The sequence below is a fragment of the Enterococcus sp. AMC1086 genome, assembly GCF_058216575.1.
In genome coordinates this window covers 1,237,285-1,256,533 of record NZ_CM177100.1, presented here as the reverse complement: position 1 = coordinate 1,256,533, position 19,249 = coordinate 1,237,285, and the positions used below count along the sequence as shown (strand labels likewise).

Genomic DNA, 19,249 nt, shown 5'->3' with positions numbered 1-19,249 from the left:
TTTCTATTCACCTACTTTTTCTGTAATTCTTTTATTAATGTAAAAAGTTCTTCTATTTTAGTTTGTTGCTCTGTTAATTTTATTTCTTGCGTTTGAATCAGCACATTTTGTTCGACAAGTATATTTGTTTGTTCTTTCAATTCTTGTTTTTGTTCGCTTAGTGATTGTTCAAATCTTGGTATCACTGCTGTTTGTTCCTCTAACTGTTGTGCTTGTACTTTCAATCCGTCGATTGTTCGATTACTGGCTCCAATAGTTGTTTTGACTGTTTCTAATGTTTGCTGCATTCCTTTATACTCCAATTGGTATTGCGAAAACGTCTTTTTCCCGCTACCAATCGTTAATCTGATTTTTTGCGGATTCAAAATATCGATTTTTTTCTCGATTACTTGTAATGTTTCTTTTTCGTATAAATAAGGATTGGATACTGGATACGAATTCCCCAATTTGATGATTTCATAGCGCTTGTCTAATAAACCGAGTTCGATCACTTCTGCACTCCAAGTGATCAGCATCAAACGTTGGTTATTCAAATATTCCTGTCCTCTACGTTTTAATGTATTTTTATCATTTATATTAGGAAAATCGATGATTGATTGAATCACACCAAATTTTTTAACAAGTGATGCATCTTCTAAAAAATTTTTACCATTATTGACAGTCTCAATGGTAGTTTTAGGACGAAATTGATTCGTTTGTGAATCAGTTGTATTATCGACTTCCAGATCTTTGCCTGTAGGTACGATTCTCGTTGCTAATTCGGAGATATCAATTTCACGGCTAGCACTTTTTAGATTACGGGAGATTTGTAATGGAGTGTTAGAAGTTGATCCATACTCTGCCAAATAATCCAAATACAACTGATCATTTTTTTCTCTGAGAACTAAATAGCCTCCCAAACGATCCAGTAATTGATTTTTAATGATATCAGCAGTTTTCCCATAATCTGAACCTCTATATACTTTTTCAGACTCTGTCACAGTTACTGTTCCTAAATAGATTTTTTTGTGATTTTCTACTTGATTATTATGCTCATTCAATAATTTACCTAAAAATTGGCTAACTGACATGATCGTGCTTTTCATATATTTCTGAGTACTATCGTATAGAAATGCTTTTTGATCTTCACACAGTATTTTTTCGATAAAATGACCTTCGCCGTTCATCGTATTAGATATTTTAGCAACTCTGCCTTTGAATAGTTGTCCATTTCGATCAGAAATGGTCAGTAAATTAACGATTGGTTCGGCTTTTCTATAAACAGGACTATTGACATTGATTGAAAATTCAAATGTACTGATACCTAGCCCTTCCAATGATAATTCAAGGTTTCCAGAGTTCACCTTGCTTCCGTAATTGGCTGGCTCATGTATCACTGTTCCTTTTTTATCTTGAGCATTTTTAAAAAGCGTTACACGGTACATTACACCATCACCTCTGTTTCAGTAATAAAACGAATGTGACCATTCCCAATAATTTTGAGGAGATTTTCTCCTCTTTTTAATTTGAAGAATAAATCTTGATTTTGTCCTTTTTGGATATCCAAAGATTCACCATCATCTGTGATCAATTGCATTTTCCCTGTGGCAGTAATGATTGGACTCGTTGCATTTACGCCTTCATTGATCAATAGAATAGTTCGTTGACCTTTCACAAAAAATCCAGTCCATTGATCCACTCCGTCAACAAAATAATCAACATCAAATTCGTCAGTGTAGCCCGCTGCATTTTTTAAAGCAAATGGGTAACAATCGAAAACTAAGGTTAAAAGCAGTGCATTTCGACTTTGATCATCATCCGCAATCACACTTGTACATTTTCCTAACCAGTGACAACCATCCAGCCATGAATCAGTAATCGCTGAGATTTCATTTAACATCAATTGCTCCTTGGCTTCTTGTTCTAAACGTTTACGTTCTTCATAGATAGTCAGTGGCCGATATAATTTCACAGTGAGTTTTCGATTATCAAAAACTTTTTCTCCTAACAACATTGAAAAATCGTACACACCCTGCATAAAAGGAATACTTTCAATTATTTCTTGTTCATCGGGACTTGGAGCATCGTGTTCTAAAACATAATAACCCGCTTCTTTACTATTGAAGCGCCCCATTTCGATATATTCATTTATTTCAATTGCCATTAACGATACCTCCCTGCAAAGCCTGCTTGATTTCCTAAAAAGCCATCCATTTGATTACCGATTCCACCTACTAAGGCACCACTTTCTAAGACAACTTTCATATTTTTAATGGTTTCAATCATTTCATGTATTTGGTTTACCATGCTGTTTTGGACATCATGTTCTACTTTTACCGTTGCAGTAGGTGTATTGGCATTCGTATCTGATACTGCATTTTGAATTTCATTAACCATGTTTCTGGCACTTGCTACCGCAACATCTGTATCTTCTTCGATCCCGACTGCTACGCCTTGTGCGATAAATTTACCAACTGTATCTCTAAATAGTCTTGAAGGTGATTTGATTATGGCTTTTTTCTTTGCTTCTTCATTTACAGCCGTTACCAATTGGCGCATTGCTTCGACAGCTGCTTCTTGACCGGCACTAATACCAACTGCAATACCTGCTGCCATATTTGAGCCCACTGAATTGAAATTTAATGAACCTGCTTGGCTTCGTGCTGCTGTTGCTAGTGTTAGTCCTGCATTTCCTGCATTGTCAACTTCTTGTCTAACACCTACTACATAAGCGCCTGAATTTCCTGATCCAGTTGCTTTATATTGAGCATCTTCTTGCTTTAACGCATCTGTTCCAGCTTTTGAGAGCGCTCTATTTGCAGTTTGCACTTCTCCTATTTTAGAAGTCGAACCTGTATTCATTGAACTGATCAATAAAGCACCTACTTCATTGGCATCAAGCTCCCCAGCCTTTAAGCCTTCGATCAACTTGTTTTTCCCAATATCACCTTGTGAAAATAATTCATCTGGCAGACTGCTGATTCCGGCAATTGCATTTTGACTTAATTGTGCACCAATCTGGGTTAAATCACCACTTTGTAAAGCAGTTACAAGACTATCACTAGCTTCAAGTCCTCTACTTTGTAAAATCCCAGCAAGGACAGTCATTTGATCGTTGACACTATTGTTTGATTCACCATATTTACTTACAATATTCGCTAATTCTTGACCCGTCATTTCGCCCATCCCTTTTAGACCATTAGAAACTGTTTCAGCTTTTAGCTGTTCATTTTGTTGCAGCATGGTTAACATGTCAACACCAGCTTGAGTTTGTTGTTCTTTTGCTTGTTCATTGTGAAATGACAAAGCTGTAAGCTGCTGATTCAAATTAGCTTTTTGTACTTCATCAGATGTTTCATCGATTTGTTGTTTTAACGCGGCCATTTCCTCTTCATTTGTGACCATTTGCTCTTTTCTATTTTGATAAAGAGCTTGTGTCGCACTTATAGTTGCTTGTAATTCGGTTTCACTTAATTGTTGCCCTAATTCTAATTTCTTTTGACTGGCTTCTATGAGTAATTGTTGTTGCTCCATTAATCCTTCACGAACAGCGTTATTTTGATCTTGTAATGTTTTTCGTTGTTCTTCAGATAGTTCTTGACCTTCTAAGGTTTTATTGTTGAGTAACATTTCTTTATTCGCATTTGCGATAGTCAACATTTCACTGGAACCAACACTGGCTTGAGTAATCATCATTGAATAGGCATTGCTTTGGGCTGCTATTTGTTTCTCACCTGAAAGTTCATCTGTTTTTGCTAGTTCTTCTCCAACTTTTTCCTTCATTGATTTCATGCTTTCAGCGTGGCGTCCCATAATTAGTTCTGCAGCTTCAAAACGAGCAGTCGATTGCTCCATTCCTTCACTCGAGAACGCTGTAATTGCAGCTTGTCCAACTTCGGAGTATTTAGATTTTAAGCTGTCAATTCTGGTTCCTGCTTCGTCTAAGCTCGTTTTATAGGCTTCGCCCATTTCTTTAACTTTCTCACCCGTTATTGACGCCTCTTTGCCAAGTTCCTTTGTAGACTCTGTTAATACACCTTTTACAGCCGAATTTTCTCCCAATTTTTTGAAATCATCCACAATACCGCTAACACTACTTTTTACTTTACTAAATTCCTCATCAGCACCTTTGAAATCACCCGTTAAAAGTTTCCAAACACTTTTTCCTAGCGTTAACAACGTCATAAATCCATTAACAACAGACATAACTGTTACTACTAAAAATCTGAACGCATCAACGACTGCCGCGGCAGCTACTACTAAAGTTTCAATTAAAAAAGCGCCAACTGGTTTTAAAACAGACATTAGCTGGTTAAAAACTGGGGCCAAACTTGTGACCGATCCTTTGATTATGCCAAATGCAGAGGATACAAATCCTTGGATATTATTAAAATTAGATTTCCAAGCTGCGGACATTGCTACAACTGCGGCAATAATCAAAGCCAGCCCAACTCCAATAGGGTTGGCTAGTAAAAACGCGCTAAATGCCTGAATTGCTGCCATTGCTCCTGATGCCATACTAGCAACTTGAGTTTGAAAAAAAGGAACGATTCCACCTGCGTTAGCAACTGAAAGTTTGAACCCGTTCATTCCAATTGAAGCAGACTGACCTATGCCTTTTAATGATTCCATCGTGCCTGTAGCCATATTACTAATGTGATCTTTAAAAAGAGGAATAACCCCGCCTGATGTTTCGATTGCTGATTTAAAATTAGTCATTGCTGTTGAAGCTGTCGAACCTAACGTTGAAAAAAAGTCAGAAGCAACTGCCTTTGCGGTTGTAAGTTTGTTATTAAGATTCTGACCAATACTTACATTTAAATCTTCTACCCTATTTTTAATAGTCGTGAATGCTTCACTAGACTTTTGGAAATCCTTAAATGCAGTCACAGCTAAACCACTTGAAACTACTAACAAGTCCATGGAGCTGGTAATCAACCCTAAATCATTTCCTAACTGAGCGCTAAATTGACCAATACTTTGTATCGTACTTCCAAATGACTCCAAAAGACTTTGTGCACTACTAAGTCTTTTGATAAAATCCTCATCATCCATTTGAAGTCTTGTTTTTTTAACATCTATTTCTTCCATTATTTACCTCCTTCCTGGTTCTTTTTTGCCACGATTTCTTTTGCTCGTAAAAGACGGTTACGCATTTCATACAAATCCTCAGTATCTTCCTGTTTTTGAATACTTTTTTGCTTAAAATCCGCTAGAATTCGCTGCTCATTTTTTTCATAGTCATAAATACTTTTTACATCTTTTATCGTGAAACGACCTTTCTTTTCCGCCTTAAATAAGCGATTCGCAAAAGCTGTCGCGTAAACTCTTCTCTCTTTTTCGTTTTCGTTCAACAGATATGCCTTTGTTCTAAGTGAATATTCCCAAGGAGTCATTCGCTCGATTTCTTTTAATGTGATTTCTGAAAAGTAACGAAAACAGCTAAGAACTATTTCGTCATAGCTTGCTCCAAACCGGCTTTGGCTTGCGCTTCGACTGTTTTCATCATTTGCTCGATCGTAGCTTTGATCTTCAGTGTCCGTTTTTTCAATAATGGCGCCGATGTTAAGAACTCGATAAAATTTTCAAATAATGATTCAACCTCATCTGACGTTTCTAAGTAATGAATTATGTCACGTTCTTCTAGGTCATCATAAGTACTTAAACTTGCAATTAAGACCTCTTTTAGCGCATTAGGATCACCATCAATTAATCCGCCAATCAAAAGAGTTAAATTATCTACTTGTTCTGAATCTTTCGGTAGCGCATTGATTTCATTTAAGAATTTGAAACCAAAAATTAAAGGATACTTTTCGTTTTTGATCGTTACTACTGCTTTGATTGTTTTTTTAGCCATGATTATTCCTCCAATATGTTTTTAAACAATGAGAGACAAAACAGAACAAGTTTCGCCTCTACATCGTTATGTTTGATTAGGTCACTGTTTATTCAACTGGCGCTGTTGGTGCTGTTTGTGGTTCGTAAATTGCTTTTGGTTCTTCTGGTTTGGCATCTACCACAGTATCGTAGAAGAATGCTTTAGCTAATTCATCATTTTCAGCATCTACTGTTGCTTCACCGTTTACTAATAAACCGTTTAGATTTAGCATAGTTGAAACAGATGCATTACTTTCTGCTTCTGCTGCATCAGGAAAGTTTCCTAAAATACCAGTACCGTATTGTGCTTTATATTTCCGCTGTGCACCTTCAACTGGATTATCAAAGAAAATTCGCCATACTTCGATCTCTTCACCATTTTCATAAGCATATTCCAGCATGCTAAAAACATCTGTATTTGTTTTTAGAAATTCCATTTCGATATTTGATTCGATACTGCCGCCAGTAGCTACACTTCCATCTTTGGTCGCTTGTGTTTCTACGTTTGTTTCGCGGTTATACGTATGACTCATTTCTAAAGCTAGTAACCCCGCTTTTTTGTGTGCACGTTCCTTTAATAAACGAAACATTAATTTGACATTTTTACCATGAATTGCTTTTTCCATAATTGTTTCTCTCCTCTTTGTTCACTATTTTTGATGGATCATAATTGCTTTTTCCAGATCTTTTTACGTGATAAATGCTTGCACGTTTCCATAGCTTTTTATGTCTTCAACGCTTGGACAGAAATATTTTATAATCATTAATTTTTATGTAGCTATTATCTATAGTTATTTTGATTAATCGTTTATAGAAATATAGTTTTTCTAGTAAGATTAACTTGTTTTCTTCTCTTCTTTTTGAATTAACGAGACAACCTTTACAATCGCATATGCATTTTTTTGAGTTATGTCTACATTTTTGTCAACAAAACATTCGATAGCCTCTATATCAAAAGGTAAATCTTTCGCTAAAAAAATAATTGCCGCTTCTTTATAAGAAGAAAGAGATTTTTTTTTCTGCTCCAAACAATTGATTTCAGTTTTTCTTTTTTTCCGCCAACGATTATGCTTTTGTTTGATGATTTTGTCCACATCAGCATCTGTGTATTTATATTCTTGATATTTTGTGATTTTAATCCACTCCTTTTTGCAGGTTAATCTTTGTAATTGCTATGCACCAATAATAATTTATTTTGTAAAGACTCACCGTTCAATATCCTCCCAAGATTCTTTCATTATTCTATCTAGCAACCTTTTTATTGATTTTCTTAATAAAAAAATAAGGCTAGAATATAACTCGTAGAGTTATGTCCTAGCCTTAAGGAGTCCGAATAAACGGTGGGAGCAGAAGCAACACCTTCTTAAATAAGAGGAGTTAAACGCTTTTGCCTCAACTTCATTTTGTCAAATTTATTTACAAAAAAACTCAAAACCTTTGTTTGAAAGGTCTTGAGCTTATTCTTTATGCCAGCTGTAGGAATCGAACCTACGACCTACGCGTTACGAGTGCGTTGCTCTACCGACTGAGCTAAGCTGGCAATACAACAAAAATTATAAAACTAAACCTACCTTTTGTAAAGTCAAAAACAGTTGTTTTTTTAAATAGAATTAGTTTTCTGAAATTTTTCTTCATTTGTGGTATAATAGTAAAAGAAGTTAAGAAAGGAAGTTTTTTAATGTCTAATTTCGGTAACTTTAATCGTCCTGTTGAACCTTCTGCTGAAGGAGATTTATTCACTGTTGATACTCAGGTCACTTTCTTGATGCATGGTCAAACACAAACTGGGATTATCACGAAACAATTAAATAATTCCGCAGTTGTGGAAATTGATGAAAACTCTACTAACACTGATTTAATGGTCAAAAGTAATGGTGTCATTGTCATCAATTACAAAAAACTAGAAAAAGTATAGATTCTTCCATCCATTATTATTGGATGGATTTTTTATTTATAAAAATAGGTTACAAACAAAAAAACTCACTTTTTCTCATGAATAGATATTAATAAATGGAGATAGCAGCGTTTACTCATTTTCTCTGGAGTAAGTGCTGCTATCTAATTCTCTATTTTAAATTATTACTTATTTTGTTCCAAACAAACGATCACCAGCGTCGCCTAGACCTGGAACGATATAGCCATTTTTATCTAGATATTCATCTAATGCTGCAGTATAAATATCGATATCTGGATGCGCTTCTTGTAAAGCCTTCACACCTTCTGGGGCTGCAACTAAACAAACAAATTTAATATTGCTTCCACCACGAGCTTTTAATGCATCGATCGCCATAATCGCTGATCCACCTGTTGCTAACATCGGATCAACAACAAATAATTGACGAGCATCGATGTCTTCTGGCATTTTTACAAAGTATTCAACTGGTTCTAATGTATCATGATCACGGTATAAACCGATATGTCCAACTTTAGCTGCTGGAATCAATTCCAAAATACCATCTACCATTCCAATACCTGCACGTAAAATCGGCACAATTGCGACCTTTTTACCAGATAATGTTTTTTGTGTTGTTTTGCAGATCGGTGTCTCGATAACAACATCTTCTAAAGGCATGTCTCTTGAAACTTCATATGCCATAAGCATTGCAATCTCATTAACGACTTCACGAAAAACCTTTGTTCCACAATCCTTATCTCTTATGATTGTTAATTTGTGTTGGATCAGTGGATGATCAATAACTTGGAATTTTCCCATGCTCATTCTCCTTCAATAATTTATTCCTTCCTATTGTAAAACAAAATCGAGCGATTGACTAGTCAATCACTCGAAACTTTTATTTATAAAGCGGATATTTTTTTGTCAGCTCACTAACAGAGGCGCGAACTTCAGAAAGAGTTGTCTCATTTTCATGATCATTTAGGACTTTGACGATCAATTTAGCCACTTCCACACAATCATTCTCTTTGAATCCTCTAGTTGTGATTGCAGGTGTTCCGATACGAATACCACTTGTCTTAAACGGACTAAGTTGTTCAAACGGAATTGAATTTTTATTAGCAGTGATATTTACACTGTCTAAAATCGCTTCAGCTTCTTTTCCGTTCAATCCAAAGCCACTGACATCGATCAACAGTAAATGGTTATCCGTTGATCCACTTACTAAACGAGCTTCTGGTGTTTGATTGAACACTTTCGTCATTGCTTTAGCATTTTCGATCACTTGTTCACTGTATTCTTTAAAACTAATATCTAATGCTTCTTTAAAGGCAACGGCTTTCCCTGCGATCACGTGTTCTAATGGTCCACCCTGAATACCAGGGAATATATTGCTATTGATTTTTTTCGCTAGCGCTTCATCATTTGTTAAAATAAGTCCGCCACGAGGGCCACGTAATGTTTTGTGGGTTGTTGAGGTCGTGATATCTGCATATGGCACTGGATTTGGATGCAAACCAGCTGCTACAAGACCTGCAATATGCGCCATGTCTACCATTAGTTTTGCGCCAACTTCATCTGCAATTTCACGGAATTTTTCAAAGTCGATCGTTCGAGAATACGCACTGGCACCTGCTACGATCAATTTTGGTTGATGTTCACGCGCTAAAATACGAACGACATTATAGTCAATCACTTCTGTCGTTGGATCAACGCCGTAACTTACAAAATGATAGGTTTTCCCACTAAAGTTCACTGGTGACCCATGAGTTAAATGTCCTCCCGCAGACAAATCCATCCCTAAAACAGTATCACCTGGTTCGATCAACGAAAGATAAGCTGCTGTATTCGCTTGTGAGCCTGAATGCGGCTGAACATTTGCAAATTTAGCTCCAAATAATTCTTTGGCACGATCGATTGCAAGATCTTCAACGATATCGATAAACTCGCAACCACCATAATAACGTTTGCCAGGATATCCTTCCGCATACTTATTTGTAAGAATACTACCTTGCGCTGCCATCACACCTTTAGAAACAACGTTCTCTGATGCAATCAGCTCCAAGTTATTTTCTTGACGGTCATTTTCTTTTGCAATTGCATCCCATAAATCAGGATCAAATGTTTTATAATCCATTAAACAAGCCTCCATTTCATTTGTTTGTACCGATTGTATCATACTTAAATGCTCTCTACTCAAAAATCGAATCAATTTTCAAACTTTTTTGATTTGCTGCTTTTTTCAGTCGATTCATGTAAGCGATCCCTAAATCAGATTCTGGGAAAGCTTGCGCAAAAATCACATCAATAGGTTGTTCATCTAAACTTCGAAGGCCCGCAAATAACAATTTAGTTGCTTGCTCAACTGAATGTTCACCAAAAGAAAAAACTGCCTCTACTTCATTTGAAAACATGTCGATCACTTGCTCGTCTGCAAACAAACCGATCCGTTGATTTTTATTTTTAGCCCATTCAATAGCCTGTCTAAATACCTGTTGATCTCCCTCTATGATCCAAACAGGAACTTCTGGGGAATAATGTTTATATTTCATTCCAGGTGCTTTAGGGGCTTCTTTTTCGCTAATTAAGTGCTGATCGACCCTTACCTTCCCGACAACTTGTTCCAGTTGTTCTTGAGTAACGGCACCTGGTCTTAAAATCACTGGAATTCCATCTGCCGCCGTTAAATCTAAAACTGTTGATTCTACGCCGATTTGAGTTGGACCATCATCTAGAATACCCGCGATTTTTCCATGCAGATCATGATATACATGTTTCGCTGTTGTTGGACTGGGCTTTCCAGAAGTATTTGCGCTGGGTCCTACTAAGGGCAGCTTAGCTGTTTTGATCAATTCCAATGTCTTCTCATTATTAGGCATCCGAAAAGCGACCGTTCTCAAACCGCCAGTCACGGTATTGGAAAATGCATTTGCATTCACATTAAAAATCAGCGTCAAAGGACCTGGCCAAAAGGTATCCACTAACTTTTCGGTCTTTTCAGGAATATCCGTCACATAATCTTTGACCATCTCAAAATCACTTACATGGACAATCAGCGGATTATCACTAGGGCGCCCTTTCACTGTATAAACTTGTTTTACGGCATGTTCATCCAATGCATTTGCGCCAAGTCCGTAAACCGTTTCCGTTGGAAAAGCAATCAGTTCTCCCTTACGAATCAGCTCTGCCGCTTGGGTGATTTTATCCGCTGTAAATTGTTTTGTCTCCAATTTCCTATGCCTCCTTCTTTTTAGAAGAAATGATCACCATTCGATCATTTCCCGCTAAGTCTTTGGCAACTTGTACTTGTTTTTGTGGAAATGTTTGCTGAAAAAGTTTTTTGACAGCTTCACCTTGCTGAAAACCGATCTCTAAATAAATTTTCCCATTTGGATTTAGCAGTTCTTTCGCTTCTTCAGCTAATCGCTGATAAATCGCTAATCCTTCATTTTCTGCAAATAATGCTGTTTTCGGCTCAAAAGTCCGCACACTTTCATCCATCAAATTCCATTCAGTATTACTGATATAAGGAGGATTAGAAATCAAGATATCGATTTTTTGCCCCTTCATTGGTTTCAGAACATCTCCATAAATAAAACGAACATCTGCCTTTAAATGATCCGCATTTGTTTCGGCAACTTGCAAAGCTTCCTCCGAAATATCGATTGCTGTTACTTGCCAGTTTGGTCGGTCTAATTTTAGGCTAATCGCAATTGCACCCGTTCCAGTTCCCACATCAACAACAGTCAACGATTCCGTTGAATTTTCTTTCAAGCAAAGATCGACTAATTCTTCCGTTTCAGGTCTAGGAATCAGCGTGTGTTCATTGACCTGAAAACGATGACCATAAAAATCGCTATAACCTAATAAATAGTGGGGTGGATAATTTTGAACAAGTCTTCTTAGATCATCATTGATTTGTTGCTCGTCTTCTGATGATATTTCTTCTTTCAGATGAAGTAGCCAATCCGTTTTGCTCCAGCCTTTTCTCTCTAAAAAAACAAAGAGGATACTATAGCCTTCTTTCCCTTGTTTATCTAAAAAAGAAGAAGCCCGTTCAAGGACTTCAAAATAACGGTTACCCATTTTGCATCTCTTCTAATTTTGATGTTTGATCGTATAAGACTAATGCATCAACGATTTCATCTAATTTTCCAGCTAAAATTTGATCTAGCTTTTGAATCGTTAAACCAATACGGTGGTCTGTCACACGGTTTTGCGGGAAGTTATAGGTACGGATTCGCTCAGAACGATCTCCTGTACCAACAGCCGATTTGCGGTTCGCATCATATTCGCTTTGCGCTTCTTGCTGCATTTGATCGTATACTCTGGCGCGTAAAATTTTCATCGCCTTTTCACGGTTTTTGATTTGAGAACGTTCATCTTGCATTGCCACTGCAATCCCCGTTGGAATATGCGTCAAACGAACAGCAGACGCTGTCTTATTGACGTGTTGACCACCAGCACCACTTGCATGGTAAATATCCGTACGAATGTCTTTATCTGCAAGGTCTAATTCTACTTCTTCCGCTTCTGGCAAAACCACAACAGTTGCTGTTGATGTATGGATACGTCCTTGAGATTCCGTTGAAGGAACACGTTGAACTCGGTGCGCACCGCTCTCATATTTTAATTTAGAGAAGACATTGTCTCCTGAGATCATCATGATCACTTCTTTGTAGCCGCCTATCCCAGTGATGTTCGCTTCCATCACATCTGTTTTCCAACCTTGGGATTCTGCATATTTTTGGTACATTCCAAACAGATCACCAGCGAATAAAGCCGCTTCGTCACCGCCAGCTGCACCACGGATTTCCATAATAATATTTTTGTCGTCATTGGGATCTGTAGGCAACAGTAAAATTTTGATCCGTTCTTCTAAAATTTCTTTTTCTTTCTTTAATTCTGAAAGTTCTTCTTTAGCCATTTCAGCCATTTCTGCATCTAACTTTTCACCTAATAATTCTTCCGTGTCGCTGATGCCTTCAATCACTTGTTTGTAACGGCGATAAACATCCACTGTTTCACGGGTATTTGCTTCTTCTTTAGATAATTGCATAAAACGTTTCGTATCGCTGATGACTTCTGGGTCGCTTAATAATTCGCCCAACTCTTCATAGCGATCTTCGATTGATTGTAACTGATCGTACATAGTTAGTTGCTCCTTTTTAATTAAGTATCTGTCTTTTATTTTTCATTTTTTTTACTGAGTTAATTATTTTTTACTTGTTCACCATCAATTGGCGGATGAAAATAGTGATTCCGACACACTGGATAATATGCTTCATTCCCGCCAATTTGAACTTGTGTTCCTTCATAAACAGGTTGACCATCGATATAATGTAGGTTCATCGTAGCTTTCTTATGACAGAACCAGCAGATTGTTTTTAGTTCTTCTAGTTTGTCTGCATATAACATCAAGTATTTTGAGCCTTCAAATAATTCATTACGAAAATCATTCTTCAAGCCAAACGCCATAACAGGAATAGCCAGTTCATCTACGATTCGTGCAAAATCAATTACATGTTTTTTTTCTAAAAACTGTGACTCATCAACTAAGATACAATAAGGCTTATAATCCAGCTTTTGGATCAACTCATAAACATTCGTTTCTTTAAAAATAGGAATAGCTTCTCTTCTAAGGCCGATACGGCTTGAAACAACACCTACGCCATCTCTAGTATCAAGTCCACTTGTCATAATGACAACTGGTTTATCTTGTTCTTCATAATTGTGCGCTACTTTTAATATTTCAATGGTTTTTCCACTATTCATTGCGCCGTATTTAAAAAATAATTGTGCCATTACTCCGTCGTCACCTCTCGTTTAGTTCCTCTCGTATTTTACTATAAAACCGAAGTTTTTTACAGTGGTAAATTTATTGCTTATGTATTACAGAGTTTCTCTTAGCGGAAATTTTCTATATCTGCAGTCATACTTGCTCCTTTTTTTAAGAAAATAAAAAAAGGTAATCACTCCACTTTAATCAGTGAAACAATTATCTCATCTGCTTTATTAGCTATTTCTATTATATAATTTGGTCTCGTATGGGTGTAATTATCTGTCAGTGTTCTATCTTTACTTGCTTAGTAACGCTTTCCGAAAAAAATTTTTATCGCTATCACTAAAACATTTTTTTCGTTATTTAATTTGGGGGATTGTTATATCTGCAATTTAGTGATAAATAAGATATTTTTTTTCAAAGATTTGATGTCTAAATTACTGCTAAAAGTCATCAGATTAGTTTTAAGAGGTTTTCAGTCTGAATGATATAGAAGCTAACAACTCGTACCATAAAGACTTCTATAGCCGTTAATAATAGGAATTCAAAAAAGAGAGAATAATCAATGAATTGGTCCCTCACACCTGATAAATTAAGTTTTTATAAGTCATCAAATTGCTCAGTTGTTTGTTTAAATGTTTGTTCCGCTTGTTTTACCCATTGCCCTTTTGCCGATGTTTTAAAACTAGATAAATAACTGGAACTTGTGCTTTTTAACCCGTTCATCTTTTCTTTTTCCATTTGATTAATCATTTGTTTACGATTTTCAGCTGTTGCATGGCTTTGACTAGCCACAAACGTTTGAATTAACTTTTTTTCCAATTCTTTTCGGATATCTGCTAAATTTTCTTTTAATGCATCTAACATTTATGAATTCCTTTCTTTTCTTGCTAGTAAAATATCCTCTTCAAAGGACATTCTTTGTTTTCGATACGAAAGTCTTTGTTTTTCTTGCTCATCATCTAGCTTATTTAATGTTTTCTTAACGACCATTTGACCTTCTTCTTGCGCTTCTTGAAGGAATCTATAGGCTTGTTGCAATACTTCTGGTTCAGTAATTTCTTCTCTTTTTGCCATGTATCTCACATAATCAGCTAAACTTTCGATTTCTCTGCGAAACACCCGATTTTCCTGATGGACATCCTCTATTGTTTCTTCTATTTGTTGTTTTTCTTTTCTATAGTCTGTTTCTAACGCATCTAAAGTCTGTTTCTAACGCATCTAATTTTTTGGATAGCTCGCCTTCTTTTACCATGACATGCTCCTTATCTGATTTGCTAACTCTTGGTCTGTTTCTAATTGTTTCGTAATTGACTCACCAATTTTTTGTAACAATTCATCATAGTTTCGGCTTATCTTTGTTACTTTTGCTAATTTTTCTTCATATTCATGAACTGGTTCTCTTACAGTGTTGCTTTCCGTTACGTTTCCCCTATCTAACGCATCCAGGCACTCTCCATAAGATAAATGTTGACCTGTCCCTTCTGCATTGGATTTAGTGGTTTTCCATAAATCCTCAGCATTCTTGATACCTTCTTTATACATCTGCTTGAGTTCTGTAATTTCACCACTAATTGTTTGTTTCATCCCTTTAGTGATAGCCATTGCTTCTGATGCATCCAAAAAAATCTCCTCTGATGAAGAAAGACCGCCACCACTTTTTATAAATTTTTTTCTCATTATATCTATTGCGGATAACTGTTGAGTAACCATATACTTGGCTAATTGGAGACTTCCTTCTTTTGTAGCCTTAATGCTACCATCTTTATTAAATTCATATCCACCCCACATATGTTGGTCAATGAGTCCTACTTTTTGGGAATTTACTCTAATAACATTTCCTACTGACATTTTACCCGAACCATAACCGATTGCTATAATGTCTTTTGAATCAACATAATTAAATAATTTGTTTAGTTTTGTTAATACATCTGCTATTGCTTGTTGTTTAGGGGATAAAACACCATAAATATTGGGCCCTTCATAAAAAAAGCCACCTGCAATACGCAAACTATCTTTATCTGATAAATCTGAAACTGCATACTGTGCATTCATAGACCCCAGTGAATGACCATAAACAAATACTTGTGCATTTGGATATAATTCCATGGCATTTTTTAAGGTTTCAGAGGATGATTGCAATTGTGGCATTGCTACAGCTCCACCACCATTAACCACTTGTATTCCTGTTGGAATATCATTTAGTAACCAGTCTTTTGCAGCATCTGATGATAACTCAAAAGAAGAACCACGATAAATTACCGTAACCTCTTTTACATGGTTTCTTTCAGATAAAGGCGAAGTTGGTGATACATAATTATCTGTAATAACAAATGATTGTTCCCCAGTGGATTTATCATTTACTTGAGATACATAACCTATCTTATTTTTCTCTTTTCCTATTTTTACTGGGTCTGATTCTTTATATGAATTATACTCTTGTTCAGCTATTTCCATTCTTTGTTTATCAGTGTAGTTATTACTCATCTAATTCCCCTCCAATAATCTTTCTAAATCTGAAGAATTTCCACCACCTTCATCAGTTAAATTCCCATTTTCATCTTTGTTGAGTGTGAAGAAAACATATAGATTAGATTTTTTATTAGCAAAAAGTGTTACATTTATCCCACCCATAGGATTATGTTTAATACTATCTTCATCAATTTCATACGATTTGATAATTCCTTCTTCTGTTAGTGCTTTCGGATCAAGTACTTTTAAACCATTTTCAAATACTTCTTTTGCTTCTTGACCATTCACAATCTTAATCATTTTATCCTCTTGTTTCTTATTGTCTAACATAACTTTCCCTCCAATCCCAATTATAATTATTACAATAATACCTATAACTACTAATAGCTTCTTTTTCATTTTCCACCTACTTTTTTCATTTACTAAACGAGTACTTATTATAATTAAACTTTAATTCTAATCATAATTTATTTTACCAAATGTACAATAAAATAGATAGTGTTGAAATTATGATTTTATTATACTAAGTTATTAATTACTTGCTGTAATTCAGTAACAGTATTGTTAATATCTAAGGGTTTTTCATTTTTTCATTACTCATTTTCTTTTCTCTCCTTTTCTTTGAAAAGAGTGAGTTCATCCTCTATAGATTGAGTTTGTTTTTTATAATGAATGGTATTTTCTTCTTGTTTATTTTCCAATTCTTTCATTGTACTATTCACAACCTTGTCCCCATCATCCTTACATTGTTCTAACAGATGGTATACGCTACTCATATTTATTGATTCACTATATTGGGCTTTTTGATAATGATAGCGGTAGTTTTCTGAAAGATTTTCTAGCTCACGACCAAACTTTTGCTTTTCATAAAACGCTTCTTCCAGCTCTTCTTCAATGTTTCTTTGGTTCTTTGGTTCTTTTCATGCTCTGATTCCAACTCTGCTAATTGATTTAAATATGTTCTCTCCATCAGAGTTTATCCCCCTATTTGTCTGGCTAACTCTTGGTCTGTTTCGACTTGTTTATTTATTGACGATTGGATTTGCCCAATCAATTCATAGTATTCTTGTTGGATCGAAGATAATTCAGCTATTTTTTGCGCAAATTCTTCTTTTGGTTCTATTCGGACAAATGGCTCTGTTGCCCCACCGGCATTTAAAGAATCTACCACTTCTTCTTGAACTAATGTAGAACCTATAGAATCCCCCATTTTTACTGTATTCATCCATAACGTATCAAAGTCTTTTTTTGCTTCACGATACATTTTTTTGATATCATCTAGTTCGATTTGAAGGGTTTTACTCATTCCTTGTGTCAAAATCAATGCTTCAGCTGCATCTAAATAAATTTCTTCTGACGCTGATAATCCTCCACCACTTTTCAAAAACTTTGCTCGTAGCAATTCCAGACCAATTAATTTTTTTGTCGTATCTGTTTGAACTTTTTGTTGCGCTACATAAACTTTATTCAAGTCAGGCGTATGCCGGCGAATAAAATCCTGTTCTTTCTTTGTTAAAAAACCAGTGATATCATGCTCTTTGCCATTTTCTAGGATAATAATTTTTCCTGGATAGATACTTCTAGGAACTTCACCTGCAGCTTTATTTAATGGATCATTTTCAGACACAAAATAAATGATATTTCCGCTATATCTTCCAAATAAATCAGATAATTCTTGTTGATTCGACTTCTTTAGATTTCCTAATAAATTCATTAGAGGGGCTGAATTATAAAGTATAATATTGGGTATATTGTGTTGCATCCCCATAATAGTCCCATTTCTTCCACCTAAAGAATGGCCTGCGACTGTATCAATGGTATAGCCATTTGATTTTAAATCATTCATAAATTTGTTACTAGCATTAAAATATACAGAGGAAGGACCATCTCCTTTAAAAGCTATATTGCCCCATTGGCCAACATCTTTTGCACTCTCTAATTTGCCATTATCAAAGTTAGTACCTGCGAAACCAACCACAACTTTTCCTGTGTTGTTATCTAAAAATGCTACTCCACTTGAACTTGTTTTAGGGTCATAGAATGCATCTACTAGCTGGAGGTTAGAGGGAAATTTTTTATTTCCTTGTAATGCTTCTAGTTGTTTAATTATATCTCTATCTGATAAACCATTTACTAACGCATTCTCAATTTCATAAGAGATTGTAGCTACAGCACTAGTGGATTCACTATCCATTCTAATTCCTTTGTCTTTAATTTCATATTTACTCAATTGTTAAGTCCTCCTCAGAAAGAGGTTGAAAATCAATGAAATCAGAAAAATAAATACTCAATTTTTTATCAAATCTAATCTCCACTTGCTTATACCCTACCGAACTCCCCTCTAGATTACCTGTACCTTTTAATAATAGAGTTGGCGGTATCTCTGTGGGGACATCATTTCTATTTCTTAGTTCCTCTACATTTGAATCATCATTTGTTAATTGATACTCTAATTCATACATAGGAACCTCTGGATTATACATTTTTTTTAATTTCTTATATGAATCTAGTTTATCAAATTTTCCATATTGAACAAAAAATTGGAATCTTTCTATTTTTCTCTTAAGTTCTTTATCCAAAATTTCTTCTTTTGATTGAAAACTTTTATTGGTATAAACTACTGGATATTTTGTAGTTTTACTACTTTTTCTAAAAGTATTGGGAGTAACAGAACTGTAATAATAACCGTACATTTTTCGTGTGTTTCTGTTAATTCTTAGTCGCATACCTTCTGTAAATAAATCTCCTTCTTCTGTTTTACTCATTGAGAAATCAGAATTTAACACCCAAACACCCTTATCATCTTTGTCAAATTCATCATCTCGATAGCCTTCCATATCGTAAAAACTCTCCAAATCTGGTGTTGGATACATGGCTAATACTTTATCAAAACTTTGTTCAATTTCTGCTTTGTTTTTGGTTCCACATCCTGTTAATCCACTCATTATCAATAGTCCACCTAAAACTAAATATAAACTCTTTGCACTCTTCATGGTTTATTTGCCTCCTAAAAAGGATAAAATACTATGTATAGCTAACAGTTCACCATTACTCTTACTAGTTGTCGCCATCTTTTTTATTAAAGTTTTCATTTAAATACTAATTGATCATATAACCTTACATCATTTATTTCTTAGTTATCATCTAACTCTGCTTAATTTCTATTTTTTATCTATAACAAGAATAAGACCTCGTACTTATCTAGTTTAGATAATACTTAAAAAAATCAATCTCAAATGGTTCAT

The 19,249-nt window shown here is 35.4% G+C and carries 21 protein-coding genes and 1 tRNA gene; 1 reads left to right on the top strand and 21 read right to left on the bottom strand.

Features of this window, described 5'->3' with window-relative positions; genetic code table 11:
* Positions 1 to 11: 11 nt before the first annotated feature.
* The 8 genes from AC4BC4_RS05875 to AC4BC4_RS05840 form a co-directional block, all read right to left on the bottom strand.
* Positions 12 to 1,424 carry a phage tail protein gene (locus AC4BC4_RS05875; protein WP_490477077.1) on the bottom strand — a complete coding sequence of 471 codons (1,413 nt, stop codon included), beginning with the start codon at positions 1,422 to 1,424 and terminating at the stop codon, positions 12 to 14.
* Positions 1,424 to 2,143 (bottom strand): hypothetical protein, encoded by a 720-nt coding sequence (locus tag AC4BC4_RS05870; RefSeq protein ID WP_490477076.1) that lies wholly within the window; start codon positions 2,141 to 2,143, stop codon positions 1,424 to 1,426. Before AC4BC4_RS05870 ends, AC4BC4_RS05875 begins: the two co-directional genes overlap by 1 nt.
* On the bottom strand, positions 2,143 to 5,070 hold the full coding sequence (locus AC4BC4_RS05865) for a coiled-coil domain-containing protein (RefSeq protein ID WP_490477075.1): 2,928 nt from the start codon (positions 5,068 to 5,070) through the stop codon (positions 2,143 to 2,145). The genes AC4BC4_RS05870 and AC4BC4_RS05865 overlap by 1 nt, the downstream gene beginning before the upstream one ends.
* On the bottom strand, positions 5,070 to 5,375 hold the full coding sequence (locus AC4BC4_RS05860; protein WP_490477074.1) for a hypothetical protein: 306 nt from the start codon (positions 5,373 to 5,375) through the stop codon (positions 5,070 to 5,072). Before AC4BC4_RS05860 ends, AC4BC4_RS05865 begins: the two co-directional genes overlap by 1 nt.
* A 53-nt stretch (positions 5,376 to 5,428) precedes the next feature.
* A complete protein-coding gene (locus tag AC4BC4_RS05855) occupies positions 5,429 to 5,836 on the bottom strand; it encodes a tail assembly chaperone (protein ID WP_490477073.1) in 408 nt (135 codons plus the stop codon).
* An 88-nt stretch (positions 5,837 to 5,924) separates the two neighbouring features.
* On the bottom strand, positions 5,925 to 6,482 hold the full coding sequence (locus AC4BC4_RS05850) for a phage major tail protein, TP901-1 family (protein ID WP_490477072.1): 558 nt from the start codon (positions 6,480 to 6,482) through the stop codon (positions 5,925 to 5,927).
* A 210-nt stretch (positions 6,483 to 6,692) separates the two neighbouring features.
* The gene (locus AC4BC4_RS05845; RefSeq protein ID WP_490477071.1) at positions 6,693 to 6,884 is read right to left on the bottom strand and encodes a hypothetical protein; all 192 of its coding nucleotides are present in this window, start codon (positions 6,882 to 6,884) and stop codon (positions 6,693 to 6,695) included.
* A gap of 439 nt (positions 6,885 to 7,323) precedes the next feature.
* Positions 7,324 to 7,396, bottom strand: a tRNA-Thr gene (locus AC4BC4_RS05840).
* 138 nt (positions 7,397 to 7,534) lie between these two features.
* Here AC4BC4_RS05840 and AC4BC4_RS05835 point away from each other — a divergent pair.
* Positions 7,535 to 7,771 carry a hypothetical protein gene (locus AC4BC4_RS05835; RefSeq protein WP_438756403.1) on the top strand — a complete coding sequence of 79 codons (237 nt, stop codon included), beginning with the start codon at positions 7,535 to 7,537 and terminating at the stop codon, positions 7,769 to 7,771.
* Positions 7,772 to 7,939: 168 nt separating this feature from the next.
* Here the strand turns inward: AC4BC4_RS05835 and upp are convergent, their stop codons facing one another.
* The 13 genes from upp to AC4BC4_RS05770 form a co-directional block, all read right to left on the bottom strand.
* Positions 7,940 to 8,569, bottom strand: a complete 630-nt coding sequence (upp, locus tag AC4BC4_RS05830; RefSeq protein WP_438756404.1) for a uracil phosphoribosyltransferase — start codon at positions 8,567 to 8,569, stop codon at positions 7,940 to 7,942.
* 79 nt (positions 8,570 to 8,648) lie between these two features.
* Complete coding sequence (glyA, locus tag AC4BC4_RS05825) at positions 8,649 to 9,887, bottom strand: serine hydroxymethyltransferase (RefSeq protein ID WP_438756405.1); 1,239 nt, start codon at positions 9,885 to 9,887, stop codon at positions 8,649 to 8,651.
* A gap of 55 nt (positions 9,888 to 9,942) precedes the next feature.
* The gene (locus AC4BC4_RS05820; protein WP_490477070.1) at positions 9,943 to 10,980 is read right to left on the bottom strand and encodes an L-threonylcarbamoyladenylate synthase; all 1,038 of its coding nucleotides are present in this window, start codon (positions 10,978 to 10,980) and stop codon (positions 9,943 to 9,945) included.
* Positions 10,981 to 10,984: 4 nt separating this feature from the next.
* Positions 10,985 to 11,836 carry a peptide chain release factor N(5)-glutamine methyltransferase gene (prmC, locus tag AC4BC4_RS05815; RefSeq protein ID WP_490477069.1) on the bottom strand — a complete coding sequence of 284 codons (852 nt, stop codon included), beginning with the start codon at positions 11,834 to 11,836 and terminating at the stop codon, positions 10,985 to 10,987.
* A complete protein-coding gene (gene prfA, locus AC4BC4_RS05810; RefSeq protein ID WP_490477068.1) occupies positions 11,829 to 12,902 on the bottom strand; it encodes a peptide chain release factor 1 in 1,074 nt (357 codons plus the stop codon). Before prfA ends, prmC begins: the two co-directional genes overlap by 8 nt.
* 59 nt (positions 12,903 to 12,961) lie before the next feature.
* Positions 12,962 to 13,555: a thymidine kinase gene (locus AC4BC4_RS05805; RefSeq protein ID WP_438756408.1), complete on the bottom strand. Its 594-nt coding sequence runs from the start codon at positions 13,553 to 13,555 to the stop codon at positions 12,962 to 12,964.
* Positions 13,556 to 14,132: 577 nt separating this feature from the next.
* Positions 14,133 to 14,399: a hypothetical protein gene (locus tag AC4BC4_RS05800; protein WP_438756409.1), complete on the bottom strand. Its 267-nt coding sequence runs from the start codon at positions 14,397 to 14,399 to the stop codon at positions 14,133 to 14,135.
* Positions 14,400 to 14,609, bottom strand: a complete 210-nt coding sequence (locus AC4BC4_RS05795) for a hypothetical protein (RefSeq protein WP_490477067.1) — start codon at positions 14,607 to 14,609, stop codon at positions 14,400 to 14,402. It lies immediately after the preceding gene.
* A 171-nt stretch (positions 14,610 to 14,780) separates the two neighbouring features.
* Entirely contained in the window at positions 14,781 to 16,019 is a 1,239-nt protein-coding gene (locus AC4BC4_RS05790) for a hypothetical protein (RefSeq protein WP_490477066.1), read from the bottom strand.
* Positions 16,020 to 16,403: a DUF1310 family protein gene (locus tag AC4BC4_RS05785; protein ID WP_438756413.1), complete on the bottom strand. Its 384-nt coding sequence runs from the start codon at positions 16,401 to 16,403 to the stop codon at positions 16,020 to 16,022.
* Positions 16,404 to 16,842: 439 nt separating this feature from the next.
* Positions 16,843 to 16,974, bottom strand: a complete 132-nt coding sequence (locus AC4BC4_RS05780) for a hypothetical protein (RefSeq protein ID WP_490477065.1) — start codon at positions 16,972 to 16,974, stop codon at positions 16,843 to 16,845.
* Between the two features lie 6 nt (positions 16,975 to 16,980).
* On the bottom strand, positions 16,981 to 18,234 hold the full coding sequence (locus AC4BC4_RS05775) for a hypothetical protein (protein ID WP_490477064.1): 1,254 nt from the start codon (positions 18,232 to 18,234) through the stop codon (positions 16,981 to 16,983).
* Positions 18,227 to 18,997: a tandem-type lipoprotein gene (locus tag AC4BC4_RS05770; protein WP_490477063.1), complete on the bottom strand. Its 771-nt coding sequence runs from the start codon at positions 18,995 to 18,997 to the stop codon at positions 18,227 to 18,229. Before AC4BC4_RS05770 ends, AC4BC4_RS05775 begins: the two co-directional genes overlap by 8 nt.
* Positions 18,998 to 19,249 lie beyond the last annotated feature (252 nt).